Source organism: Desulfovibrio diazotrophicus, assembly GCF_902498985.2.
Lineage (GTDB): Bacteria > Desulfobacterota > Desulfovibrionia > Desulfovibrionales > Desulfovibrionaceae > Desulfovibrio > Desulfovibrio legallii.
The window spans coordinates 2092056-2117452 of record NZ_OX346397.1 but is presented as its reverse complement, the minus strand read 5'-3'; the positions used below and the strand labels follow the sequence as shown (position 1 = coordinate 2117452).

At 62.9% G+C, this 25397-nt stretch carries 19 protein-coding genes and 1 riboswitch; of the genes, 4 read left to right on the top strand and 15 right to left on the bottom strand.

Going from position 1 to position 25397, the window contains the following annotated elements; translation table 11 throughout:
• The first annotated feature begins 421 nt into the window (after nucleotides 1-421).
• The 3 genes from J7I12_RS09125 to aroL all read left to right on the top strand — a co-directional run bounded on the left by J7I12_RS09125 (nucleotide 422) and on the right by aroL (nucleotide 4448).
• A complete protein-coding gene (locus tag J7I12_RS09125) occupies nucleotides 422-2512 on the top strand; it encodes a methyl-accepting chemotaxis protein (protein ID WP_165450885.1) in 2091 nt (696 codons plus the stop codon).
• A gap of 103 nt (nucleotides 2513-2615) precedes the next feature.
• On the top strand, nucleotides 2616-3689 hold the full coding sequence (locus J7I12_RS09120; RefSeq protein ID WP_118229358.1) for a M24 family metallopeptidase: 1074 nt from the start codon (nucleotides 2616-2618) through the stop codon (nucleotides 3687-3689).
• Between the two features lie 210 nt (nucleotides 3690-3899).
• Nucleotides 3900-4448: a shikimate kinase AroL gene (gene aroL / locus J7I12_RS09115; RefSeq protein ID WP_302548807.1), complete on the top strand. Its 549-nt coding sequence runs from the start codon at nucleotides 3900-3902 to the stop codon at nucleotides 4446-4448.
• A 639-nt stretch (nucleotides 4449-5087) separates the two neighbouring features.
• Here the strand turns inward: aroL and J7I12_RS09110 are convergent.
• From J7I12_RS09110 to J7I12_RS09080, 7 genes are all read right to left on the bottom strand, one after another.
• Entirely contained in the window at nucleotides 5088-6617 is a 1530-nt protein-coding gene (locus J7I12_RS09110) for a YifB family Mg chelatase-like AAA ATPase (protein ID WP_118229356.1), read from the bottom strand.
• A gap of 15 nt (nucleotides 6618-6632) precedes the next feature.
• Nucleotides 6633-7256 (bottom strand): signal peptidase I, encoded by a 624-nt coding sequence (gene lepB / locus J7I12_RS09105; protein WP_118229355.1) that lies wholly within the window; start codon nucleotides 7254-7256, stop codon nucleotides 6633-6635.
• 211 nt (nucleotides 7257-7467) lie between these two features.
• Nucleotides 7468-8778 carry an NCS2 family permease gene (locus J7I12_RS09100; protein WP_118229354.1) on the bottom strand — a complete coding sequence of 437 codons (1311 nt, stop codon included), beginning with the start codon at nucleotides 8776-8778 and terminating at the stop codon, nucleotides 7468-7470.
• Between the two features lie 51 nt (nucleotides 8779-8829).
• On the bottom strand, nucleotides 8830-9429 hold the full coding sequence (locus J7I12_RS09095; protein ID WP_118229353.1) for a MarC family protein: 600 nt from the start codon (nucleotides 9427-9429) through the stop codon (nucleotides 8830-8832).
• Between the two features lie 356 nt (nucleotides 9430-9785).
• Nucleotides 9786-11471 (bottom strand): AMP-binding protein, encoded by a 1686-nt coding sequence (locus J7I12_RS09090; RefSeq protein ID WP_303192759.1) that lies wholly within the window; start codon nucleotides 11469-11471, stop codon nucleotides 9786-9788.
• Between the two features lie 216 nt (nucleotides 11472-11687).
• Complete coding sequence (locus J7I12_RS09085; RefSeq protein ID WP_130957849.1) at nucleotides 11688-12254, bottom strand: helix-turn-helix domain-containing protein; 567 nt, start codon at nucleotides 12252-12254, stop codon at nucleotides 11688-11690.
• A gap of 161 nt (nucleotides 12255-12415) precedes the next feature.
• Nucleotides 12416-14131, bottom strand: a complete 1716-nt coding sequence (locus J7I12_RS09080; protein ID WP_118229350.1) for a 30S ribosomal protein S1 — start codon at nucleotides 14129-14131, stop codon at nucleotides 12416-12418.
• A 288-nt stretch (nucleotides 14132-14419) separates the two neighbouring features.
• A riboswitch (cobalamin riboswitch) is annotated at nucleotides 14420-14621 on the top strand.
• Nucleotides 14622-14655: 34 nt separating this feature from the next.
• Here J7I12_RS09080 and J7I12_RS09075 point away from each other — a divergent pair.
• Nucleotides 14656-15570: a sirohydrochlorin cobaltochelatase gene (locus tag J7I12_RS09075; protein WP_118229349.1), complete on the top strand. Its 915-nt coding sequence runs from the start codon at nucleotides 14656-14658 to the stop codon at nucleotides 15568-15570.
• Between the two features lie 129 nt (nucleotides 15571-15699).
• Here the strand turns inward: J7I12_RS09075 and J7I12_RS09070 are convergent, their stop codons facing one another.
• The 8 genes from J7I12_RS09070 to J7I12_RS09035 form a co-directional block, all read right to left on the bottom strand.
• On the bottom strand, nucleotides 15700-17088 hold the full coding sequence (locus J7I12_RS09070) for an RsmB/NOP family class I SAM-dependent RNA methyltransferase (RefSeq protein WP_302548495.1): 1389 nt from the start codon (nucleotides 17086-17088) through the stop codon (nucleotides 15700-15702).
• Nucleotides 17088-17951, bottom strand: coding sequence for a DUF116 domain-containing protein (locus J7I12_RS09065; protein WP_302548494.1), 864 nt, complete (start codon nucleotides 17949-17951; stop codon nucleotides 17088-17090). The genes J7I12_RS09070 and J7I12_RS09065 overlap by 1 nt, the downstream gene beginning before the upstream one ends.
• A gap of 213 nt (nucleotides 17952-18164) precedes the next feature.
• On the bottom strand, nucleotides 18165-19157 hold the full coding sequence (fmt, locus tag J7I12_RS09060) for a methionyl-tRNA formyltransferase (RefSeq protein ID WP_302548492.1): 993 nt from the start codon (nucleotides 19155-19157) through the stop codon (nucleotides 18165-18167).
• Nucleotides 19130-19648 carry a peptide deformylase gene (gene def / locus J7I12_RS09055; protein WP_118229345.1) on the bottom strand — a complete coding sequence of 173 codons (519 nt, stop codon included), beginning with the start codon at nucleotides 19646-19648 and terminating at the stop codon, nucleotides 19130-19132. Before def ends, fmt begins: the two co-directional genes overlap by 28 nt.
• Nucleotides 19649-19807: 159 nt before the next feature.
• Complete coding sequence (gene aspS / locus J7I12_RS09050) at nucleotides 19808-21682, bottom strand: aspartate--tRNA ligase (protein WP_242621186.1); 1875 nt, start codon at nucleotides 21680-21682, stop codon at nucleotides 19808-19810.
• Nucleotides 21675-22934: a histidine--tRNA ligase gene (gene hisS, locus J7I12_RS09045; protein WP_303192955.1), complete on the bottom strand. Its 1260-nt coding sequence runs from the start codon at nucleotides 22932-22934 to the stop codon at nucleotides 21675-21677. The genes aspS and hisS overlap by 8 nt, the downstream gene beginning before the upstream one ends.
• A 243-nt stretch (nucleotides 22935-23177) precedes the next feature.
• The gene (gene purF, locus J7I12_RS09040; RefSeq protein ID WP_302548490.1) at nucleotides 23178-24581 is read right to left on the bottom strand and encodes an amidophosphoribosyltransferase; all 1404 of its coding nucleotides are present in this window, start codon (nucleotides 24579-24581) and stop codon (nucleotides 23178-23180) included.
• Nucleotides 24582-24587: 6 nt separating this feature from the next.
• Nucleotides 24588-25364 (bottom strand): tetratricopeptide repeat protein, encoded by a 777-nt coding sequence (locus J7I12_RS09035; RefSeq protein WP_498793580.1) that lies wholly within the window; start codon nucleotides 25362-25364, stop codon nucleotides 24588-24590.
• Nucleotides 25365-25397: the final 33 nt, after the last annotated feature.

The following is a 25397-nucleotide window of genomic DNA, read 5'->3' as shown; positions in this document are numbered from 1 at the left end:
AAGGGCGCACTGCGCGCAACGGCCTCTAGAGCATTTAACACTTGAAATGCTCGCTTACGGCAGGCAAAAGCCTGCCGTACGGCACACCATCCTGCTTTGATAATAACGCTTCTGCTGCTTCTGGCAATGGCGCAAGGGGCGGCCGACAACTTTCCTGCGTTTACTTTGAATTTCATTTTCGATAACATTAAAAAATTCTTCACAGCCGTACCCGTGTTGCTTTCCCTATTTTTTTTTCATGACAAGCCGATATGGGTACAGATGCAAGGTCTGCGCCGCATGGTCCGTGCGCGGAGCGGTGACCGCACCGCTTGCGCACAGAGGCGCAGCGCGGAGTCGCCCGGTCCGGCGCGACCGTATTTTTATTTTCTCTATCCTGCTCCCCATATTTTCGGTAGGGCAGGCCAAATGCAGGTGTGGCATGAGCATACGTCTACGCATTATTCTGGGTTTTCTTCTTACCACTGTAGTTCTGGCCGCGGGCATCATGATCAACGCCGCTTTTTCGCTGCGGCAGGAGGCTGAATCCTCTTACCAGACTGCAGCCCAACGCCAGCTCCGCCTTATGGCCGTCTATGTGACGAGTTTTCTGCAGACGGCCGAAAGAAATGCTGCCCTTCTGGCCCAGGACCAAGATGTGGCCAGTGCGGGCGATGCCTTCCCCACCTACAAAAATGTCGCCGTCAAGTCCCTGTTCCGCCACGCGGACCTTTCCTGGACAGCGCGCCGCGTGCTGGAGAAGTTTACGCGGCTGGACAAGGGCTATGCGGACTATGCCGAAGTCTACGCCGGGTACCTGGACGGCAACTACGCCTCCTCCATTGACAATGCGGAGGTGGCCCCCGGCTTTGACATGACCAAACGGCCCTGGTACGTGGCCCGCAAAGCCTCGCCGGACGTGTACGGCATTTCGGAAAGCTACCGCTCCTATACCGGCGAAATGGTTTTTGCCGTCACCCACAAGATGTTTGACGCGGACGGCAACTTTACCGGCGTACTCGGCGTGGACGTGTCCTTGGCCGGGCTTTCCGCCCGCTTCAAAGAGCTGAACTTCGGCCAGACCGGCTACTTCATGCTTATTGAACATACGGGGCGCATCCTCTCGGACCCCAAGCACCCCGACGCCGCAGGCAACATCATTGGTCAGGACATCAAAGACCCCGGCCTGGAGGCCCTGCAGCAAGCCAAGGACGGCATGGTGGCCGTGAGCGTGGGGGGCATCCCCATGCTGGCCACGCTGCGCACCACGGAATACGGCTGGAAAATCGCGGCGCTGCAGGCCAAGGACGAAATTTTCGCCGCCACCTACAGGGATATCCGCAATATGGGGCTGATCAGCGCGGCCATCACCATCCTGGCCCTGGGGCTCTCCCTGCTGATCGTCCGCTCCATCAACCGGCCGCTGGACAGGCTGGTAGGCATGGCCCACCAGGTGGCCGGCGGCGATCTGAGCGTACAACTGGACGGCGCGGGCTTTTACGGCGAACTGGCCGCCCTGCGTCAGGCCCTGGCCGAAATGGTGCAGAACCTGAAAAACATGCTGCAAACGGCGGAACAAAAAAGCGGCGAGGCCGAGGAACAGACCCGTCTGGCCAAAGCTGCCACAGAAGAGGCGGAACAGGCCCGCCAGGCCGCAGAACGGGCCAGGCGCGACGGCATGCTGACCGCCGCAGGCCATCTGGAAGAGGTGGTGGCCGTTATTTCCGCTGCGGCGCAGCAGCTGGCCACACGCATTGAGCAATCCGACACGGCCACCGGGGCCTCTGCCCAGCGCCTGGCCGAAGCCGCCACAGCCATGAACGAAATGAACGCTACTGTGCAGGAAGTGGCCAAAAACGCCTCCGACGCCTCGCAGGTTTCGGCCGAGGCCAGAGCCAGGGCCGCATCAGGCGCGGATATCGTGGGGCAGGCCCTAAGCAGCATCGATCAGGTGCAGGCCGTTTCACTGGAACTCAAAGAGGACATGACCCGCCTGGACGCCCACGCCCAGTCCATCAGCAGGATTATGGGCGTCATCTCGGACATTGCGGACCAGACCAACCTGCTGGCCCTCAATGCCGCCATTGAGGCCGCCCGTGCGGGCGAGGCCGGGCGCGGCTTTGCCGTGGTGGCCGACGAAGTGCGCAAACTGGCCGAAAAAACCATGACCGCCACCAAGGATGTGGGCAGCGCTATCCAGGCCATCCAAGAAAGCGCCGACAAAAGCGTGGTCGGCATGGACAATGCCCTCAAAGAAGTGCAGACCGCCACCGGCTTTGCCAGCCAGTCCGGCGAGGCCCTGCAGCAGATCGTCAGCCATGTGGAGGCCGCGGCAGACCAGGTGCGCGCCATTGCCGCCGCCAGCGAAGAACAGTCCTCCGCCAGTGAAGAGATCAACCAGTCCATTGTCCAGGTCAACGCCATTGCCGCCCAGACCACTGAAGCCATGCACCAGGCCGCTGCAGCCGTAACCCACCTCACGGAACAGGCCCAGCGTCTGCAGGAACTTATCAACGAAATGCAGCAAAGCTGAACGGCGGGCGCGGGACACAACAACGCCCGAGGGCGCGGGGCCGTCCCGCGCTCTTTGCAACTGCGCGCCGAGGCGCTACACTGCCCGCAGGAGAACACGCATAATGAAGCAGACCTACGCCGCCCGGCGCGAAAACCTGCGCCGGGCCATGCGGGCCCGCGGCCTGGACGCCCTGTTGGTGAGCCACGCCGCCAACCGCTACTATCTTTCGGGTTTTGAGCTGCACGACCCCCAGTGCAATGAAAGCGCCGGCCGTCTGGTCATCACCGCCGACGGACGGGACTGGCTGGCCACCGACGCCCGTTATGCCGACGCCGCCGCCCGGCTCTGGGACGCGGAAAGCATCTTCATTTACGGTGGCGACGGCGTGGAGGATCTCTACGCCCTGTTGCGCCGCTGCGGCGGCCGCGTCGGGCTGGAAGCCAGCAGCGTAAGCCTGGCCTTTGTCCGCGCCCTGAGCCAGACCGGTCCGGGCCTCTGCCTGGAGGCCGCCGACGGCTTGGTGGAAGACCTGCGCCTGATTAAGGACGCCGACGAAATCGCCGCCCTGGAAAAATCTTTTGCCCTCAATCACAAAATGCTGCACTGGGTGGCGGGCGAACTGACCCCAGGCCGCAGCGAAAGCGATCTGAGCTGGGCCATTGAGCGCTTTTTTCGCGAAAACGGCGCTTCGGAGCTGGCTTTCGCCAATATCGTGGCCGTGGGCAAAAACGCGGCTCTGCCCCATGCCGTGCCCGGCACGGACCAGATTACGGAAAACTGCCCGGTGCTCATCGACGTGGGCTGCCGGGTGGACGCCTACTGCTCGGACCAGACCCGCACCTTCTGGGTGGGTGAAGCCCCCACGCCGGACTTCAGCCGCACTCTGGAGCTGACCCGCGCCGCGCAGGAGGCTGCCCTCAAAGCCATGCGCCCCGGCCTGCCCCTGGCCGAAGCCTACGCCCTGGCCCGCAACGTATTTGTGCAGGCGGGCGTGGCCCAGGCCTTCACCCATGGGCTTGGGCACGGGGTGGGCCTGGAAACCCACGAGGCCCCCAGCCTTTCCCCCAGGGCCAACGGCGTGCTCAAACCGGGCATGACCGTGACCGTGGAGCCGGGCCTCTACTACCCCCAGTGGGGCGGCGTGCGCTGGGAATACACGGTCCTGGTGGAAGAGGACGGGGTCAGGATCTTATAAATGTGGGAAGGAGCATTCGCAAAAGGCTGCTCCGTGCGGGAGCATGGTCACACCCCGTGCAGGCACGCCTTCTGCCCCTCCTGTGCTGAGCGCGCTCGTTCCGGCGCGTAAGCGCGCAAACAACTTGCGCCCCCACGGCGGACGGCACCGGACACAACAGCCAGGGCATTGCAATGTTGCAATGCCCTCGTTGCAACCAAAGGGCCTGATATGCAAACCCCCCCGGTTTCACCAATACTGATTTTTCTTGTGGGCGCGCGGGCTTCGGGCAAGACCACCGTGGGCCGCGCCCTGGCCCGGCGGCTGGGGCTGCCCTTTGTGGATACGGACGCGGCCGTCACGTCCGCCGCAGGCAAAACCGTGGCGGCAATCGTGGCTGCCAAAGGCTGGCCCGCCTTTCGGCAACAAGAAAGCGCAGCTCTGCGCGCCACGGTGGCAAAATACCCGCAGGGCGCGGTCATCGCCACGGGCGGCGGCATGGTCCTGGCAGTTGAAAACCGCCGGTTTATGCGAGAGCGGGGCGTAGTTTTTTATCTGGAGGCCACAGCCCCTCTGCTGGTCGCACGGCTGACCTGCTCCCCCTTGGCCAGCCAGCGCCCCAGCCTCACCGGCAAGGGCGTGGCCGCCGAAATGAAACAAGTGCTGGCCCACCGCGCGCCCCTCTATCTGGAGGCGGCCCACCACCGCCTGGACGCCGCCCTGCCCCTGGAACACCTCTGCGAAGCGGCCGCAGCGCTCTTGCCTCCGGCGGCGGAATAGGCGCTTGCGCACGAGGCGTGCGCTGAAAAATGCCGGCGGCGGCTCAGGGGGCACAGCCCCCTGCGAACCCCTTTTCCTCCGGAAGTCGCTGCAAACCAAACTGAACCAGGCAAAAATATGTTGCCATGAGCGTTCGTTACGCCATCGGCGCAAAAAAGACTGTTTTTGCCCAAGCGGTACGACATTCTCCATTCAGGGGCTTCCCGCAGACCGGCCCCTGCCGACGGCCCCGCCCCCTTCCTGCTTGCGCTATTCCTCCCCTTACATCATTCCGGCCCTTGCGTCATTCCGGCCCTTGCGTCCCTTGGCGTGGGCCTTGCCTCCAGCCCCCACAGCCCAGCACAATAGCAATCTATTGAGCAAAGCCCCCTTGGACCGCCGAGCTTGCGAGGCGGGGGCTGGTGTCGTAAGGCTTGAAAAAAATAAGAGTTTTTTGTTTCCGACAAGGAAACGGCGATTTTTTGCGCGCAGCGGACTCAAGTCCGTGAGCAGCAAAAAATCGCCGTTGACGCCGTCGGCGCAAAAAAGACTGTTTTTGCCCAAGCGGTACGGCATTCTCCATTCCGGGGCTTCCCGCAGACCGGCCCCTGCCGACGGCCCCGCCCCCTTCCTGCTTGCGCTATTCCTACCTTTGCGTCCCTAACCCTCTCCCCGGTCCAGAACCCGCAGGGACACGGCCTCGGCCAGATGCTCCGCAGCTATGCGCTCCGCGCCCTCCAGATCGGCAATGGTCCGAGCCATGCGCAGCACCCGCGCGCAGGCCCTGGCCGAAAGCGCCAGGCGATCCACCGCACCCGCCATAAGCGCGTGCCCCGTGGCGTCCAAAGCGCAGTGCCGCTCCAGCAACCGGCCGCTGAGCTCGGCATTACAGCGCGGCCCCTGAGGCCCATAGCGCTCGTGCTGCCGCTGCCGCGCGGCCAACACGCGCCGCCGCATGCCCGCAGAGTCCGCCCCGGCGCTGCCCGTATCGCGAAAATCCGCGTAGGCCACGGCAGGCGCTTCCACATGCACGTCAATGCGGTCCAGCAAGGGGCCCGAAAGCCGCGCACGGTAGCGGGCCCGCTGGTCCGGACGGCAGGTGCACTGGTGCGTGGGGTCGCCGTAATAACCGCAAGGACAAGGGTTCATGGCTGCCACCAACATGCAGGCCGCGGGAAAAACCACCCGGTGGCTGGCGCGGGCAATGGCCGCCGTGCCGTTTTCCAGGGGCTGACGCAGAGCTTCCAGGGCGGTTTTATGAAATTCCGGCAGCTCGTCCAGAAAAAGCACGCCCCGATGAGCCAGGCTGACTTCGCCGGGCCGGGGCACGCTGCCGCCGCCCACCAGGGCCACGTCTGAGATCGTATGGTGCGGCGCGCGGAAGGGACGCTGACGCACCAGCCCGGCGTCCGGGGGCAGCAAGCCGGCCACGCTGTAAATTTTGGTCACTTCCAGGGCTTCTTCAAAGCTCAGGGGCGGCAGAATGGTGGGCAGGCGCTGGGCCAGCATGGTCTTGCCGCTGCCGGGCGGCCCCAGCAGCAGCACGTTGTGCCCACCGGCGGCGGCCACTTCCAGGGCCCGTTTGGCGGCCTCCTGACCCTTGACTTCGGCGTAGTCCCAGCCGCAGACCGGCGGAGGCAGGTCGTCGGGGGGCTGGGGCAAGGGCTCCAGACTTTCGGCCCCGGCCAGAAAAGCGGCGCACTGGGCCAGATCGCGTGGGGCAAAGACGTTCAGCCCGCGCACCACGGCGGCCTCCGCGCCATTGCCCGGCGGGACCAGCATACCGCGCGCCTTGCGGGTACGGGCCAGCAGCGCCAGAGGCAAGATGCCGCTCACGGGGCGGATTTGTCCGGAAAGGGAAAGCTCCCCGGCCAAATACAGGCCGTTGAGGCGCTCTGCCGGCAGCAGGCCCGCAGCGGCCAGCAGCCCCACGGCCAGGGGCAGGTCATAACTTGCGCCGTTTTTGCGCCGCCAGGCCGGGGCCAGATTGACGGTGATGCGGGCCGGCGGCAGGCGAAAGCCCGAAGCGCGCAAGGCCGCAAATACACGGTCCTTGGCTTCGCGCACGGCGGCTTCGGCCAGGCCCACCATGGTAAAGCCCGGCAGCCCCTGGCGCACGCAGTCCACTTCCAGCTCCACGGGATAGGCGTCCACGCCCTCCACGCCGCCGCTCAGCAGCCGGACCACCATGCCCTTTGCCCCTTTTTATTGAATTTTCTGTCCCAACCGGCTCCAGCGGATGTCGTCCAGTCCAGCCCAGGACCAATAGATGCGCCAGGCCTTGGCCCGGATGGCGGTACGGTCCACAAAACCCCAGAAGCGGGAATCCAGCGAATTGTCGCGGTTGTCGCCCATGACAAAAAACTTGTCCGGCGGCACGGTCACAGGGCCGAAGTTATCGCGCACGGGCTCCACAATGCCCGGCTGGGTAAAGCGGACATAGCTTTCCCGCACGGGCTGGCCGTTGCGATAGAGCTGCTTGTCGCGCACTTCAATGACGTCGCCGGGCGTGCCGATAATGCGCTTGATGTAGTCCACGCTGGGGTTGTTGGGATATTCAAAAATAATGATGTCGCCCTTTTGCGGATCGTCCCCCCGCCACAGGTAGGTGTGGGTAAAGGGAACTTTAACGCCGTAGGCGAACTTGCTGGCCAGCAGATGGTCGCCCACCAGCAGGGTTTGCAACATGGATTCGGAAGGAATCTTGAAAGCCTGCACCACAAAGGTGCGGATGAACAAGGCCAGGACCAGGGCCACCAGAAGGGCCTCGCCGTACTCGCGCCACAGGGGCTTTTTGTAACGCGCGGACGACTGCAACAGCGTAGCCATGCGGGTTCCTCTTGATTAATTTTTTTGTGGCGGCAGGGGAACTTTTGTTCGCACAAGTTTCCTTCCGCCACCCCCAACCTTTCAGAAATTTTATTTTTCTCAGGGGACGCGCCAGGCGTGCCCACGTCAGGTCGGGGCAGGCGCGCCCCAACGACCAGAGCGCGCCGCCACACCTTACTATGCCCGCAGGCGCGGGCAAAGGCAAGGAGCGCTAGCCAAGCCGCAGGGCGAAGTTGATTACAAAGCACAGGGCAATGATCAGCATGACCAGGTTCACGTCTTTAAAGCGCCCGGCCAGCAGTTTGACGCCCACCCAGCTCACAAAACCGAAGCCGAAGCCCGTGGCGATGTTGAAGGTAAGCGGCATGCTCAGGATGGTGAGAAAAGCGGGCAGGGCCACGGTAAAGTCGTCAAAGCGGATGCGCCCCACCTCCTGCATCATGAGCGCGCCCACGATGATCAGCACCGGCGCCGTGGCGTAGGCGGGCACCAGACCCACCAGAGGCGTAAAGAACAAAGCCAGAAAGAACAGCGCGGCAATGGTCACGGCCGTGAGCCCGGTGCGGCCGCCTTCGGCCACGCCGGCGGCGCTTTCCAGATAACTGGTGGCGGTGGTGGCGCCCATGACGGCGCTGGTCATGGTGGCCACGGAATCGGTAATGAGCGCCCTGTCCAGATTTTCAATATGGCCGTCCTCACGCACAAAGCCCGCTTTTTGCGCCAGGCCGATGAGCACGCCCATGTTGTCGAAAAGATCTACCATGGTCAGGGTAAAAATGATGGAAATGAGCCCGTGGTGCAGCGCTCCCTTGAGGTCCATCTGCAAAAAAGTTTCCGTAGGCAGGGGCAGGCTGAAGGAAAACACTTGCCCTTCGGGCAGTTGGGTCACACCCAGGGCAATGCCCGCAAGGGTCACAACCAGAATGCCGATGATCATGGCGCCGGGCACGTTGAGCGCCAGTAGCCCGCCGATAAGGAATATCCCTGCTACCGAGAGCAGCGTGGCGGGCTGGGCCAGATTGCCCAGGGTCACAAAGGTGGAGGGGCTGTTCACCACGATGCCGCAGCTCTTCATGCCGATAAAGGCGATAAAGGCTCCGATGCCGACCACAATGGCGTATTTGAGATCCATGGGCACGGCGTCAATGATCATCTGACGCACGCGGGTCACGGTCAGAAGCAGAAAGACCACGCCGGAAATGAATACCGCGCCCAGGCCCGTCTGCCAGGTGTAGCCCGCCGGGCCGCAGACGTAGTAGGCAAAAAAGGCGGTAATGCCCAGACCCGGCGCCACCCCCACAGGAAAGCGCGCCCACAGGCCCATGATCAGCGTGGCAATAACGGTCACCCAGATGGTGGCGGCCACGGCCCCATCTCTGGGCATGCCCGCGTCGGCCAGCATGTTGGGCACCACAAAAATGAGGTAGCACATGGCCATAAAGCTGGTCAGCCCTGCCAGCAGCTCCCGCCGTACTGTGCTGCCCTTGGCCGCTGGCCGGAAAATGGTTTCCAGAAGGCTCATGCCGTTTCCTCCGTTCGGATGTGGATTATGGCCCCACACGCAAGGGCGAACTTAGCCCAGAAAGGCGCGGATGCCCGTAAAAATTACCTGGGCGGCAATGGCCGCCAGCAGCAGGCCCGTAAGTTTGGAAAGCACGGCAATGCCCGTGCGGTGCAGGGCGCGCACCACCGTATCGGCCATGCGCAGCAGCACAAACATGCCCAAGGCGGCCAGAAGCAAGGAGAGCACCCCTACCAGGGTCTGCTCCAGCCCCTTGGCCGAAGCGCCCATAACCATGACCGCACCGATGGAGGCCGGGCCCATGCCCAGGGGAATGGCCAGGGGCACCACGCTGATGTCGCCGTCCTTGCCTGCGGTCACTTCCTTGCCGTCATCGTTCATAAGGGAAACGGCGGTAAGAAAAAGCAGCACGCCCGCGCCAATGCGAAAGGCGTCCAGGGTAAAGCCGAAAAGCGCAAACAGGTGCGGCCCGAACAGAAAAAGCGTCACGCCGATACAGAAGATGGCCGTGGAGGTTTTGGCGGCCACGGCGGCCTTTTGCCTGCGATCAAAGGTGCGGGTGCCGCTGATAAAGGCGCTCAAAACCGCCGGCGGCGTCATGAGCGCGTAAATTTTGATGCTGGTGCCCACCACGTCGGCCACGATGTCCATAAAACGTCCTCACGGAGCACGGGGCCTTGCTGCCCCCCGGAGCAGATTACCCTTGAGAATACATATTCTCAAAGTTTACAGCACGCTTGTCCCGGCGTTTAAGCACGCAAATAACGTGCGCTTGCGCCTCCACGGCGGGCGTCTGCTTACGCAACCGCCAGGGCATTGCAACGTTGCAACGCCCTGAAGCGGGGGCGGCATTGGCAGCGTTGGTTTGTGCAGTGCGCGCGCAGTCCTCTACGCCAATTTGCCTGCCTGAAAGGCAGGCAGTATGCCAGTGTGCGGGGCGGCTGTCCAGAATAGCCGGTTGGGGGGCGTGCGGAAAAATCGCCGGGTATCTTTTCACTGAAGGCGCACTACTTTTTTTCCTGCATAGCTTCAGGCCAGCGCGCGGCGGCCATTTCGCGCAGCTTGTACTTCTGGATTTTGCCGCTGGCAGTGAGGGGAAAACCGGTAATTATTTCTACATATTTGGGGATTTTGAACCAGGCGATTTTGCCGCGGCAGAAATCACGCACATCTTCGGGGCGGATGTCCACGCCGGGACGGGGGATGACAAACGCGCCCACTTCTTCGCCGTATTTACGGCTGGGCACGGCCACCACCTGCACGTCCAGCACGCCGGGCATGCTCAGGAGGTATTCTTCCACCTCGCGCGGGTAGACGTTTTCGCCGCCGCGGATGATCATATCCTTGATGCGGCCCGTGACGCGCAGATAACCGTTTTCGTCCATGACGCCCAAATCGCCGGAGTGCAGCCAGCCTTCTGGGCTGATGGCGGCGGCCGTGGCTTCGGGCATATTGTAGTAGCCCTTCATGACATTGTAGCCGCGGCAAAGGATTTCGCCCACCTGGCCGCGGGGCAGTTCCTCGCAGGTTTGCGGGTCGCCCACGCGCACCTCAATGCCGGGCATGGCGCAGCCCACGGTTTCACAGCGCAGGGGCAGGGGGTCGTGGATGTCCGATTGCGTCATGACCGGCGAGCCTTCCGTAAGGCCATAGCAGATGGTGATCTCTTTCATATTCATGTCCTCCACCACGCGGCGCATGAGAGGTTCCGGGCAGACGGATCCGGCCATGATGCCTGTGCGCAGGTGAGAGACGTCAAAACGCTTGAAGAGCTTGTGTTCCAGTTCGGCCAGAAACATGGTGGGTACGCCATAGAGGGCCGTACAGTGTTCGCTGTCCACAGCGGCCAGCACCTTAAGCGCATTGAAGGATTCCAGGATGACCATGGTGGCCCCGTGGTTGACGCAGGCCGAAACGCCCAGCACGCAGCCAAAGCAGTGGAACAGGGGCACGGGCAGGCAGACGCGGTCGTTGGGGCCGAAATTCTGGTGTTTGCCTATCCAGTAGCCGTTGAGGCCCACGCCCACATGCGTGAGCATGACCCCGCGCGGAAAACCCGTGGTGCCTGAAGTGTACTGCATGTTGATGGCCTCCCAGGGGTCCAGGGAGGCCTGACGGGCCAGATAGTCCGCGTCGTCCACCATATCGGCCAGCGCCAGAACCTCAGGCACGGAATACATGCCCCGGTGCTTTTCAGCACCCAGAAAAAAAACCCGCTTGAGGTGCGGCAGATTTTTGCAGACAAAAGAATCGTGGGACTGAAAGCGCAGCTCCGGGGCAATGCGGTAGAAGGTTTCCAGATAGTCGTGGTCGCGCAGGCTATCAATAAGAAAGACGTTCTCGCATTCGGACTGGGTAAGCAGATAGCGCAGCTCGTGCTCGCGGTAGTTGGTGTTCACTGTAATGAGCACAGCCCCGATCTTGGCTGTGGCAAACTGCAGGGCCACCCAGTAGGGCACATTGGTGGCCCACACCGCCACCTTTTCGCCCTTTTCCACGCCCAGGGCCATGAGCCCCTTGGCAAAACGGTCCACCATTTCCCCGAATTCACGCCAGGTCTGGCGGTAGCTGCGGTCCGCATAGACAACGGCCTCATTGTCCGGATACCGCGCCACCGTGTGGTCCAGAATCTGCCCCAGGGTCCACTCGCGCAGCTCAAACTGCGCCTGGCGCTCACGCACTTTTTCGTCCATGCTTTCCTCCTGAGGCATCCTTATGGGGGATCAGTAAATCGAGTTTACGCCGCTGCCGTTGCGCGGGGCAAAGGCCCCGGAATGGCGTTGTCTAGAGCAGTTAGCGAATGAAATGAGCTAACTGCTCTGCAAGAATTTTCTTGAAAATCCTTGCCACGAAATGCGAGAAGGCAGGCTCTTGCCTGTCGCAAGCGAGCATTTCAAGTGTTAAATGCTCTAGGGATTGTAGGTGACGGCCAGAATCTCCACTGGCTCGTCGCCGGCCGCGCCCACATAGTGGGGCACAATGGAATTGTAGTAGATGGTTTCGCCGGGCTTGAGCATATGGGCTTCGCGTCCGTACACCACCAGAAGCTGACCCTTGAGCACCAGAATAAATTCCTCGCCTTCGTGCGAGGTCGTCTTGCGCTCACCGCCGTCCGGAAAAATACGGATGTGGAAGGGCTCCATATTACGGTCGTTCTTGCCCTTGCCCAAGGCGTGATAGACATAACTGGGCCGGGGAATGCGTCCGGTATGCAGGGCCTCATCGGCCTCGCCTTCATTCTGGATGCTGCTCACAATGGGGTCGCGGCTGAACTGGTCGTCCAAAAAGGTGCCCAGCCGCACGCCCAGAGCACGAGCCACCTTTTGCAGGGGGCCGATACAAGGGTAGATGGCATTGTTTTCCAGCTTTTCCAGATACGCTTCGGCCAAGCCCGTATGCTGGGCCAGGGTGGGCAGGTCCATCTCGCGCTCTTCACGAAAAACCCTGATGCGGGAACCGATGGTGTGGGGGGACATGCAGACCTCCTGCGGCGTTGGCTGTAGTTGCGACGGGCGCGCGGGGCGCGCGGGGCGGGAAAAAAGATGAAGAAAGGGGGGGTATGCCAAGAGGCGCGCCGGTGGCGCGCCTCTTGGATATGTTCTGCACCGGTGGCACGCCGGTGGCGCGCCGCTGCGGTCTAGCTGTTGTTTTCGCTTTCTTCAAACTTCTGCTTGAGCAGATCGCCCAGGCTCTGGCCCGCTTCCTGCGGTCCGGAATGGAATTCCTTGGGCTTGCGGCGGTCGTCCTCGTCCTTGATCTGCTTAATGGAAAGCCCCAGGCGGCGCTCTTCGGCGCTCACATGGATGACCTTGGCCTGAATTTCCTGGCCTTCCTTGTACATTTCAGCAGGCGACTTGACTTTTTTGCTGGAAAGCTCGGAAACGTGCACCAAGCCTTCAATGCCTTCTTCAACCTCCACAAACAGGCCGAAGTCGGTGATGTTGGTCACAATGCCCTTGACCGTGCAGCCCACAGGGTAGGTGTTGGGCACATGGCCCCAGGGGTCGTCCACCAGCTGCTTGACGCCCAGGGTGAACTTTTCGTTTTCCTGATCCACGGTCAGCACCTTGGCCTGCACGGTGTCGCCCACCTTGTACAGCTCGTTGGGGTGGCGCACCTTTTTGGTCCAGGAAATGTCGGAAACGTGGATGAGGCCGTCGATGCCGTCCTCAATGCCGATGAACATGCCGAATTCGGTAATGTTCTTGATGACGCCCTCAAGGATGGTGCCTTCGGGGTACTTTTCGGCCACCAGTTCCCAGGGGTTGGGCCGCACCTGCTTCATGCCGAGGCTGATGCGTTTTTTGTCGCCGTCCACGCCCAGAATGACCACGTCCACCTCGTCGCCGGTGTGGACCATCTGGGAAGGATGACGCAGCTTGCGCGTCCAGGACATTTCAGAGATGTGCACCAGGCCTTCCACGCCGGGCTCCAGTTCCACAAAAGCGCCGTAGTCCACCAGATTGGTGACCTTGCCGGTGCATTTGGCCCCTTCGGGGAAGCGGGCGGAGATGTCCTGCCACGGATCGGGCACCAGCTGTTTGAGGCCCAGAGAAACTTTGTTGGTTTCACGGTCAAAGGAAAGCACCTTGAGGGTCAGATCCTGACCGATGGTGATCATTTCCTTGGGATGGCGGATGCGCTTCCAGCTCATGTCCGTGATGTGCAGCAGGCCGTCCAGACCGCCCAGGTCCACAAACACGCCATATTCGGTGATGTTTTTAGCCTTGCCCTGCACAATCTGGCCTTCGGCCAGGGTGCGCAGCAGCTCCTGCCGCTTGGAGTCGCGCTCTTCCTCAAGCAGCACGCGCCGCGAAACAATGACGTTGCTGCGGCGACGGTTGATCTTGAGCACGCGGAACTCGAACTCCTGGTTGACCAGGGCGTCCATATCGGGCACCGGGCGCAGGTCCACATGCGAACCGGGCAAAAACGCCTCCACCCCGCCGATATCCACCGTGTAGCCGCCCTTGATGCGGCGCACAATGTGGCCTTTGATGACCTTGTTGGTCTCCTGTACGGCCTCGAGCTGGTCAAAGACCTGCATGCGCTTGGCCTTCTCAAAGGAAAGGGTGATGGTGCCGTCGTTTTCGTTCTTGCGAACCACATAGACGTCCACCTTGTCGCCCACCTTGACGGTCATGTTGCCGGCGGGATCGCGGAACTCTGCCGCGGGGATCTGCCCCTCGGACTTGAAGTTCACGTCCACCAGCACCGTGTCGTCGTCCACGCGGACAATCTCGCCCTTGGTGATGGAGCCTTCCTCAAGGTCGCCAAAATCGGGATTGAGATAGTTTTCAAGGGCGCTTTCGAAATTGATTTCGCTGTCGTGCCCGGTTTCCAAACCTGCCATATGTCCAGCCTCCAAACATGATTTCCCCCAACCAGGGAGGTTGACTTAGTAGCAGGATTTTACCAAAAGAACAAGGGAAAATCCGCGCAAATGGGCACAGGAAGCCAAAAAAACGGCTCCAGCGCAGGCCGCCGGCCTTGACTTTTGCCCCGGCCTGGTATCCTCTGCGGTAAGAACAGTCACGCCTGTAGTGCCCGGAAGGCTGCCGCCCGCGGCCGTCCGTCAGGCGGGCGCGGGCGCGTTTATGCGGCGCCATGCGCCCCGGCATTGCGCCGTCCTTGCTGAAATGTTTCGGCAAAGACGGTCTGTTTTGCGCTGCGGGGAATTCCGTGCAAATCGGAAACAGTCGCGCTGCGGTAAGAGGGTACAAGGCTTCTTCGCGTCCGTCGGGCAGCCCGGCAGGCGCGCGACAGCCAGTCGCGCAAGCGGTGAAGGCGAAGCCGAGGCCAACCCCTCAAGTCCGAATACCCGCTGGGCGTTTATGCCCTTTTTCAACCTGTCAACGCGCCATTGAGGAGGTTGCCATGCCGCGTTTTTCGCCCTTTGCGGGCTCCCGTCTGTTCCTGCTTCTGCTCCTGCTCCTTGCGGCCCTGGCCGCGCCCGCCGCGCCCCACGCCGCCGACGCGCCCCAGCAGGGCGTTCTGCTGGTGGCCTTCGGCACCAGCGTGCCCGAAGCCCTGCCCGCCATGCAGGCCGTGGACCAGGAGTTTAAACAGGCCTTCCCCGGCCAGCCTGTGGTCTGGGCCTATACCTCGCAGATCATCCGCAAAAAAATCGCCGCTCAGGGCCGCCCTGTGGGCGGCATCAGCGACGGCCTCGCCAAACTCGCCAAAGACGGCGTAAAAGTAGTGCGCGTGCAGTCCCTGCACGTCATGGCCGGCGAAGAATTTTCCGCTCTGGAACGCGCCGTGCTCATTGACCTGCAAAAAAATCCCGGCCGTTTTGAGGCCGTCTATCTGGGCCGCCCCATGCTTGAATCTGAAGCCGACGCCCAGGCCTTGGCCTCCGCCATTCTTGAGGACACCAAGGCCCTGCGCGGCAAAAACGCCGCCCTTGTCCTCATGGGGCACGGCCAGGAACACGGCCGCGCCGGCCTGACCTTTGAAGGCGTGCGCGCCCTGTTCCACAACCAGGACAAACATGTTTTCATGGCCACAGTAGAAGGCGAACGCAGCTTCGACGACCTGCTCAAAGAACTTAAGGCCGCCAAGGTCAAGTCTGTGGTCATCGCGCCGCTCATGCTGGTGGCCGGCGACCATGCCCGCAACGACCTGGCCGGAGACGAAGCCGATTCCTGGGCCTCTCAGCTCAAGGCCGCGGGCTTCAAGGTGACCGCCAACCTTAAGGGTCTGGGCCAGGTGCCCGGCGCCCGCGCCCTGCTGGTGCAGCACGCCAAAAGCGCCTCCGACGACCTGACCAAGGAACCCAGAAAGCAGTAACAAATCCTTTCTGCACCCTGCAAAAACTTTCCCCCGCCTTGCGGCAGGGGAAAGTTTTTGCGAGGAAGAACGTGCGGGGGAGGGGACGCTTTTTAGTAAAAAAGTCCCCTCCCCCGCAAAGTATTCGCCCTATGCCCGCCGCCGCAGCAGCGCGCCAAACATGCCTTCCAGCCAAGGATGGTCGTGAGGGGTCTGCCAGCGCTGTTCCAGGCGCAGGTCGGGATGTTGCCGCAACAGGCCTGCCACGACCCCCTCGTTTTCGTCGGGGTTGAGGGTGCAGGTGATGTAGGCCAGGCAGCGGCCAGGCTCCAGCAAGGCAGCTGCCCGCTCCAGTAACCGGCCTTGCAGGGCGGTCAGCGCCGCCAGGCGCTCCGGCCCCCGACGCCGGATGTCCGGCCGACGGGCCAGCACGCCCAGGCCGGAACAGGGCGCGTCCAGCAGCACAGAGCCGGGCCAGCGGGCCAGGGGCGGACGCGCGGCGTCCGCTAGGCACACGGGCGGCAGGCACACGGACGGCAGGTGCAGACCCAGACGAGCGCAGTGCCCCGGCAGGGCCCGCAGTCGCCCGAAGCTGCTGTCCGTACAAAGGCCCACGGCCACGCCGCGCTCCAGCAAAGCCGCAGTTTTGCCGCCGTAGCCCGCGCACATGTCCCACACCGGGCCCTCCAGCGCGTACAGGTCCAAGGCCGCAAGGACGCGCTGCGACCCTGCGGACTGAAACGAAAGCGCCCCCTGGGCCTGCCAGTGGGCTAACGGCCGATCCATCACGCTTTCCGGCAGCTCCCCCGGCCCCAAGGCCACGCCCCAATCGCCCACGGCCGCCGCGCCGGGCAGGGCGCGCAAGGCCGTCAGCAAGGCGGCGCCTTCAGGGCGGCGGGCATTGACCCGCAGTCCACTCCAGGGGCGGCCGCAGGAACGCCGCAACAACAGGGCCGCGTCCGCTTCGCCATAGGCCCGCGCCCAGAGCCGGGCCAGCCAGTCCGGAGCCGCGCAGAACAGGGCCAGCGCGCCCAGCGGGTCCGCCGCCCCCTGACGGTAAAAATCCTCATGGCGCGGGGCTTCTCCCAAGCGCTGCACGGAACGCAACGCGGCGTTGGTCAGACCGGCCAGCCGTGGTCCGTACAGGGTCCGCGCCTGTTCCACGGCCTCGTGCAGCACGGCGTGGGGGGGCGTTCTGTCCTGCAGCAGCAGTCCATAGACCCCCAAAGCCAAAATGTGCCGCAAGGGGCGCGGCAGACCTCCTGGCCTGGGCAATACCCGTCCCAGCACATAATCAATGCGGATTTCCGCCCGCAGACAGCCGTAAGCCAGTTCTGCGCACAAATGCCGGTCCCGCGCCGCCAAAGCCGTGCCAAAGGCTGCACTGCCAGCCTGTCCCGCAGGGGCGTGCGGGGCCGCACCTAAGGCCATATCCAGGGCCGCCTGCACGGGCATACCCGCGTCCGTCAGCAGCAAAGTCCGCAAAGCCGCATTGCGGGCCGTAACCCGCAACTTGCCGAACCCTTTTGGAAAACCCATTATTTGCTCCCCGGCGCGCTGCCTGCCGCCGCCACAGACCCGGCAACCATCCGGCCCGGCGCAGGGCCCAGCCCCAGAAACAGCCTGATGGCGGCCTCAATGGCGTCCAGCGGCGCCAAAGTGTCCAGGCAGGGGCCGTGGGGCCGCTCGTTAAGCACGCCAAACACAGGGACAGGGTAACTGTCCTGAATGCCGGAGGTCAGGTCGCGTTCGCAGGCCACGGCAATAATGCAGCGCGGCCGGGCCTGGACCACGATGCGCCGGGCAATGGTGCCGCCCGTGGCAATGGCTAGCCGCACCCCGTAGGCGTCGCGCAGGTCCAGCAGCGCCCCTACCGGGCAGGCCCCGCAGCGGCGGCAGTGGTCCGCATTGTGCATCAACCGGTGTGGGCAGGCGCTGCGCTGCAGACAGTGGGGCAAGAGCACCAGCAGTTGCTCCGGCCGCACCGGTTCGCGCGCCGCCAGCACCATTTCGTTGTTGACCTTGACAAACGACCGCCGCACCGCCGCCCGGTCCAGACCCACCAGCTTGGCCAGCATCTCCATGAGCGGAAAAAACAGCCGCACCGTCATGTGCCGCACGCCGCCGCCGCCCGGCAAAGGCCGCCCCGTATAGATATGAAAAACCAGGCTCAGGCACAGCCCCAAAACCGCCAGCATGGCCGCCGCCGCCACGCTGACGCTCACTGCCGGCAGCCAGTGCCGCACCCCCAGAAACCCCGTCCAGGGCAAAATCAAAAACACTGCCAGCGCCAGGCACAGCAACAGACACGAACCCAACATGAGCCCGATGAAGACCCGCTTGCGCGCGCCGCCGTACTGCGCCGGCGGCAAGGAATACGGAGACTTGCGCAGAAACGCCATAGACCCTCATCCAGCGCGGGAAAAAGAGGCTGCGGGAGCGCTCGCTGGAAAAACGCGAACCTCGCCTACGCCCCACCCCGCAAAAAATTTTCTCTTTCCAGAAAAATCCGCTGACGTACCCTGTACAGAAGAAAAAATGCCCCACATTGCCGCCACGCGCCCGAAAGCGGAATGCCGGAGCCGCGCCTCCCGGCACAGCCGGAGGCAGATTTTTTATTCCCCCTGTTCCACCAAGCCGCAGGGTCCGGGCCGCAGGCCGCGCAACGCGCCATTGACAAAGTCGCGGGCGGACATGGTCTTGCGGCCCTGGGGACGCAGCGCGCCCAAGGCGTACCAACGGTCGGCGCAGGCCACGCGCAGCGTGTCATCCGCATGGTCGAGCGTGCCGGGGCTGACGCCGGGGCAGGGCTCGGCCAACCTGCCCGGAGCCAGAGTGCAGGGAAAAGTTTTGTCCTGACCGCTGAAGTGCAGGACTACGCGCGCGCCGGGCCAGGGCGTGACCCCGCGGATATGGGCGTGCACCTGCACCGCCGGGCGGTTCCAGGTAATGACGGAATCCTGTTTGCCCATTTTGGCGGCGTAGGTGACGCGGCCGGCATCCTGTTCCTCCGCTGTGGCGCGGCCTTCCAGCAGGGCGTCCAGCACCTGGGGCAGGAGGTCTGCGCCCAGTTGGGCCAAGGCGTCGTGTAGGCTGCCTGCAGTGTGGTCATTGAGGGGCAGGGAGGCGCTGGCGTATACCGGACCGGCGTCCAGTTGGCGCACCACACGCATGATGGAAACGCCTGTGCGGGCATCGGGCTGCCAGTCCTCCATAATGGCGCGCTGGATGGGCGCTGCCCCGCGCCAGCGGGGCAAAAGGGAGGCGTGCACGTTAAGGGGGGCGAGACGGGGCAGATCCAGCACAGACTGGGGCAACAGCAGGCCGTAGGCGGCCACTACCAGCACGTCCGGGGCGTAGGCGGCCAGACGGGCCACGGCGGCGGGATCCTTAAAACTTTCCGGTTGTTCGACGGGCAGACCCAGTTCCAGGGCCGCGCTTTTGACGGGCGGCATGCTGAGCTTGTGGCCGCGCCCGGCGGGCCTGTCCGGCTGGGTGTAGACGGCGACGAGGCTGCCGCGCGGCCAGACGGCCAGACGGCGCAGGGTGGGCACGGCAAAGTCCGGCGTGCCCATGAACACTAGGCGGCAGTTTTGCGCTTGAGCCACTTTTTTACCTTGCTGTCGTAAAGGCTGCGCCGCAGGCGGCTGATTTTGTCGATAAACAGGATGCCGTCCAGGTGGTCGTATTCGTGCTGCAGCACAATGGCGGGAAAATCTTCCAGGTCTTCTTCAATGCGCTTGCCATCCAGGTCTGTGGCGGTCAGGTGCACCTTGCTCATGCGTTTGACGTCGGCCCGGTAATTCATGGGCACGGAAAGGCAGCCTTCGGCCTCGCTGCGCACTTCTTCGCCCGAAAGGGCGAGCACGGGGTTGATCAGTACGCGGGGATTTTTTTCGCCATCCTGCACGGAAGGGTCCATGACCAGCATGCGGATATTGCGGCCCACCTGCGGCGCGGCCAGACCCACGCCGGGCGCGGCGTACATGGTTTCCAGCATATCCGCCGCCAGGCGGCGGATATCCTCCGTTATTTCCTGAATGGGCGCGCAGACCTCTTTAAGGCGCGGGTCCGGGTAAGTCACAATGTCCAGTAGCATGGCAGTATCCTTGTGGCGGCACACCCGCGAGGCGGTACGGCCATTGTCCTTCCCGCCGACAGGCAGCGGAAAAGCAATGGCCGCCGTGCATAAGGATGCGTACGCATCCCGAAAGCGGGGGCCCCGGGGGACAAGCCCCCTGGCCCTTCTTGCAGCGCGTCAGCTTGGCTGCGGGGCTGGCTGCTCCGCCGGGGCAGGCTGTTCGCGCAGGCGCAACCCCAGCTCACGCAGTTGTTTGGCCGACACGGGAGAAGGCGCCTCGGTCATGAGGCAGGTGGCCTTTTGGGTTTTGGGGAAGGCAATGACGTCGCGAATGCTGCCCGCCCCTGTCAACAACATGATAAGGCGGTCAAGGCCGAAGGCAAGGCCGCCGTGGGGCGGCGCGCCCTGTTCCAGGGCCTGAATAAGAAAGCCGAACTGGGCTTCGGCCTGCGCCGCAGAAAAGCCCAGGGCGGCAAACATGCGACGCTGCACTTCGCCCGTATGGATGCGGATGGAGCCGCCGCCCACCTCGTTGCCGTTGAGCACCATATCATAGGCGCGGGCGCGGGCCTTGGCCGGATCCTCGCGCATGAGCTCCAGATGGCCGGGCGCGGGCGCGGTAAAGGGGTGGTGGCAGGCTACGTAGCGCTTTTCCTCCGCATCATACTCAAAGAGGGGAAAATCCGTCACCCAAAGGAAATTGAAGCTGTTTTCGGGAATCAACCCCAGACGCCCGGCCAGATGCACGCGCAGATTGCCCAGGGCGGCGTTGACCATGGCCGGATCGCCGGCCTGAAAAAAGACAATGTCGCCCGCCTGCAGATCCAGAGCCTTGGCAATGCCCTGGCGTTCTTCTGCAGAAAGGAACTTGGCAATGGGCGACTGCCATTCGTCGGCCTTGATCTTGATCCAGGCCAGGCCCTGCGCGCCGTAGATCTTCACAAATTCAGTAAAGCCGTCAATTTCTTTACGGCTCAGGCTCTCGCCGCCGGGCACCTTCATGGCCTTGACCAGGGGGGCCGCCGCAAAGAGCTTGAAGCCGGAACCGTGCACAATGGCGGTCACGTCCACCAGCTCCAGCCCGAAGCGGGTGTCGGGCTTGTCCACGCCGTAGCGGCTCATGGCTTCGTCCCAGGTCAGGCGCGGGAAGGGCCGGGGAATCTCCAGGCCCATGACCTCGCGGAACACGCGTTCCATCAGGCCCTCGGCCACGGCCATGACCTGTTCTTCATCCACAAAGCTCATCTCCATGTCCACCTGGGTGAACTCCGGCTGGCGGTCGGCGCGCAGATCTTCATCACGAAAGCAGCGCACGATCTGAAAATAGCGCTCCAGACCGGCCACCATGAGCAGCTGTTTGAAAATCTGCGGCGACTGGGGCAGGGCGTAGAATTCGCCGGGATTCAGCCGGCTGGGCACCAGAAAGTCCCGCGCCCCTTCGGGCGTGGACTTGGTGAGCACAGGGGTTTCCACCTCCGTAAAGCCGTTCTCGTCCAGAAACCGCCGCACGCACTGGGCCACCCGGTGGCGCAGACGCAGGTTGGCCTGCATGCGCGGTCGGCGCAGATCCAGATAGCGCCAGGCCAGACGCAGATTTTCGCCCGCATCGCAACGGTCCTCAATGGGGAAAGGCGGCGTTTTGGAGGTATTGAGCAGCTTCCATTCGTAGACGACCACCTCGATCTGACCCGTAACCAGGTTGGGGTTGACCATGCCCTCTGGGCGGGGCCGCACCCTGCCCTTGATGGCCAGCACGTATTCCGAGCGCAGAATGTGCGCATTGGCGTGAGCCGCCGGGGCCATGTCCGGGCTGAAGACCACCTGAGTAAGACCCTCGCGGTCACGCAGGTCTACAAAAATCAGCCCGCCGTGGTCGCGCCGGTACTGCACCCAGCCCATAAGGCAGACTTCCGCCCCATCGTCGGCAATGGTCAGCTGCCCGCAGTGCTGCGTGCGCCGCCAGTCGCCCAGGTCGGTAACGTATTTACGGTGCTCCTGCTGCACATCCTGCTGCTGGCGGTCCTGCGCCGCCGCGTCCATCTGCTCAGTCATTGCTTTCGGCTCCCGCCTGCAAAAAGTCCACAAGTCCGGCCCGGACCACGCTCTGCTGCCGGCCGCTCTCCAGATGTTTAACCACCACTTCGCCGCGGGCCAGTTCGTCCGGCCCCAATATCAGACAATAGCGCGCGCCGGACTTGCCAGCCTGGCGCATAAGGCTCTTGAAGCCGCCTTCGCTGCTGTTCATAACGCCGCGCAGGCCAGCGTCCCGCAGGCCCTGAGCCAGCAGCCAGCCTTCCCGGCGGCTGAGCTCGTCCATGCAGACCAGATAAAAATCCTGAGGCGCGGCCGCGCGCCCCTCCAGCATAAGCGCCAGGCGCTCCATGCCGCAGGCAAAGCCCACGCCGGGCACGTCCGGCCCGCCCAGGCTCTTCACCAGGCCGTCGTACCGACCGCCCCCAGCCACCGCCGCCTGCGCGCCGATGCTGCCGCTCACCACCTCAAAGGTGGTACGGCAATAATAGTCCAGCCCGCGCACCAGGCGGTGGTCCAGCTCATAGGGCAGGCCCGCCGCTGTGAGCAGGTCCAGCACCGTGTCGAAGTGCGCCCGGCACTCCGGACAATTGTAGTCCAGCAAATGCGGGGCCGCGTCCGTAATGGTCCGACAGCCGGGCTGTTTGCAGTCCAGCACGCGCAGGGGGTTGGTCTCCACCCGGCGGGCGCAGTCCGGACAGAGGGCCGCCTTGTCCACCCCGGCCAGATAGGCCAGCAGCGCTTCGCGGAAGCGAGGCCGACACTGAGCGCAGCCCAAAGAATTGAGCTTCAGGGTCAGATCCCGCAGGCCCAACGCGCCCAGAAAACGCAGCAGCATGCTGATCAGCTCCGCATCCGTGTACGGACTGTGTCTGCCCAGGCACTCGCAGTTAATCTGATGAAACTGGCGCATGCGCCCCTTTTGCGGCCGTTCGTAACGGAACATGGGGCCCGTGGTGAACAGACGGCTGACGGCCTCCCTGTTGACCAGACCTGCCTCAATATAGGCTCGCATAACCCCGGCCGTAGCCTCAGGCCGCAAGGTCAGTGAACGCCCCTTCCTATCCGCAAAGGTATACATTTCTTTCTGCACCACATCGGTTTCTTCGCCGATGGAGCGCTGAAACAGCTCCGTAAACTCCACAATGGGCGTGCGTAGCTCCACAAAACCGTAGCGAAAAAACACCTCCCGCGCCGTGTTTTCCAGGCGCGTGAACGTATCGCTTTCCGGCGGAAACATATCCGCAAAACCCTTGATGCGCGTAATGCTCATACTGTCCCCTGGGGAAGGGAAGGGAGAAGTGCGGGGAAGGGACTCCTGTAAAAGGGTCTCCTCCCCCGCGCCCCCGCCTCCTGAAACTTTTTCTGGTGCTCCAATATATCAAAAAAAGCCGCAAAAAAATGCAAATTTTTTTGAGGGTCATGCCCCAAAAACCGCCGAAGACAGCTTTCCGTCAGGCCTCTGCAGCAGATTTGAGGATTTTTCTCCTGCAAAACGGGGTATAGTTACCGTGGACTAGCGCTGGCCGCAAGGGGCGTCAAAGCGGAATTTGTCGCCGCAATCCTCGCAGGGCACGGGGTAGTCGCCGGTAAAGCAGGCCAGACAGTAATCGTCCGGACGACTTACGGAACCCAGCAGGCCTTCTACGCTCAGATAGTGCAGAGAATCCGCGCCCAGACTGCTGGTTATCTCCGGCAGACTGTGCTGGGCGGCAATGAGTTCGCCACGCGAAGAAAAGTCTATGCCATAGTGGCAGGGAAACTTCACGGGCGGACAGGAAATGCGGATGTGCACTTCTTTGGCGCCCAGTTCGCGCAGTTTTTTCACCCTGGTGGTCATGGTGGTGCCGCGCACGATGGAATCGTCAATAATGCAGATGCGCTTGCCTTCGATCATTTCGCGCACGGGGTTTATTTTGACCCGCACGCCAAAGCTGCGCATGCTCTGGGAAGGCTGGATGAAGGTACGGCCCACATAGTGGTTGCGGATCATGGCGTGTTCGTAAGGCAGACCGGAACGCTGGGCAAAACCCAGAGCCGGATATACGCCGGAATCGGGGAATGGCATGACGTAATCCACCTCTGGAGTGGATTCTCCCGCCAGATTCCAGCCCATTTTTTTGCGGCAAAGGTAGACCTGCTCGTCAAAAATATAGGAATCGGGCCTGGCAAAATAAACCAATTCAAAAATGCACTGCCGCCTGCAGGCGGGGGGCTGGCCCAGCAAACGGTCGCTGTGCACACCGGTCTGGTCTACAATGACGATCTCGCCCGGGCCCACGCTGCGCTCGTATTCGGCTTCCAGCAAATCAAAGGCGCAGGTCTCGGAAGCAAAAACCACGCTGCCGTTTTTGCGCCCCATAGCCAAGGGGTGAAAGCCAAAAGGATCGCGCACGGCCGCCAGCACGCCGTCCATCATGACCAGCAGACAGTAGGCCCCGCGCACGCGGGCGCAGGCCTCCTTGATGGCGCCGGGCATATCGTTGTGGCGCAGGGCACGCACCAGCAGGTGCATAAACACTTCCGTATCGTTGCCTGTGGCAAAGATGGCCCCTTCGTCTTCCAGATCCTGACGCAGCTGCCCGGCATTGACCAGGTTGCCGTTGTGGGCCAGGGCCACGTCGTGGCCTTTGTAGCGCACCAGAAAGGGCTGGGCGTTGGCGCTGACCGAACGGCCCGTGGTGGAGTAGCGCACATGCCCTACAGCCATGCGCCCGGTCAGGGCCTGCAGGTCCGCTTCGTCGAACACGTCCGGCACCAGCCCCATACCTTTGTGCTCGTGCACGCCGTCGGCGTCACAGGTGACAATGCCCGCGCTTTCCTGCCCCCGGTGCTGCTGCGCATAAAGGGCAAAATAGGCCAGGCGCGCTGCCTCGTCATGATCATAAATGCCGAAAACGCCACATTCGTGCTTGATCATACACTGTTACTTCTTCATTTTCCCGCGCAGGTGCATAATCCGGTTGTCAATGACCGGGGGGTTGGGATACGCGTCCCGCGCAAGTTCAAACTGTTTCAGGGCTTCTCTGGTTTTGCCCAGTTGTTCCAGAGCGTCCGCCAGCACATAGCCCGCCAGCCCCTTCAAAGGCGTGTCCGGCGCGCTGTCCAGAATCTGCTGCGCAAGGTCCGCAGCCTCCTGCCAGCGTTGCCGCGCCACGTTCTGGTCCGCCAGATCATACGCGCAAAGCAGGGTTTCCTTTTCCGCCACGGGCAGGGCCAGACACTGCTGCAGGGTGTCTTCGGCTGCGTCAAAGCGCCGCAACTTGAACTGCATGCCCGACAGCCTGCGGTACCCTTCCACGCTCTGCTCCGGAGAAAGACCAGCCAGGCCTACATAGGCATTCCAGGCGTCGGCCGCGGCCTCGTGCCGGTGCAGGCTTTCGTTCACTTCACCCATGCGCCACAAAATCACGGCAGCGCGGGCGTCGTTGTCCATATATTCCTCAAGCATGGTTTCCAGCAGCTCCAGACTGGCCCTGGGTTCCTGCCCCGCGGCGTTGACCACCTCCAGCAGTTGCCGCCAGGCTTCCCAACGCTGATCCGGGTTCTGTTCTTCCCGCAAAAACCGCTCCAGCAGCCGTTCGGCCAAAGACCAGTCCTGTCGGGCCACGGCGGCGCGGGCCTCCGTGAGATCGTCTCCGGTCAGATCCCGATTGCAGCCCGTCAGCAACGCAAAGCCGCACAAAACCAGCAGCGCCCACAAAACCTGCCGAACGGGGAGACCCGGCGCGCCGAC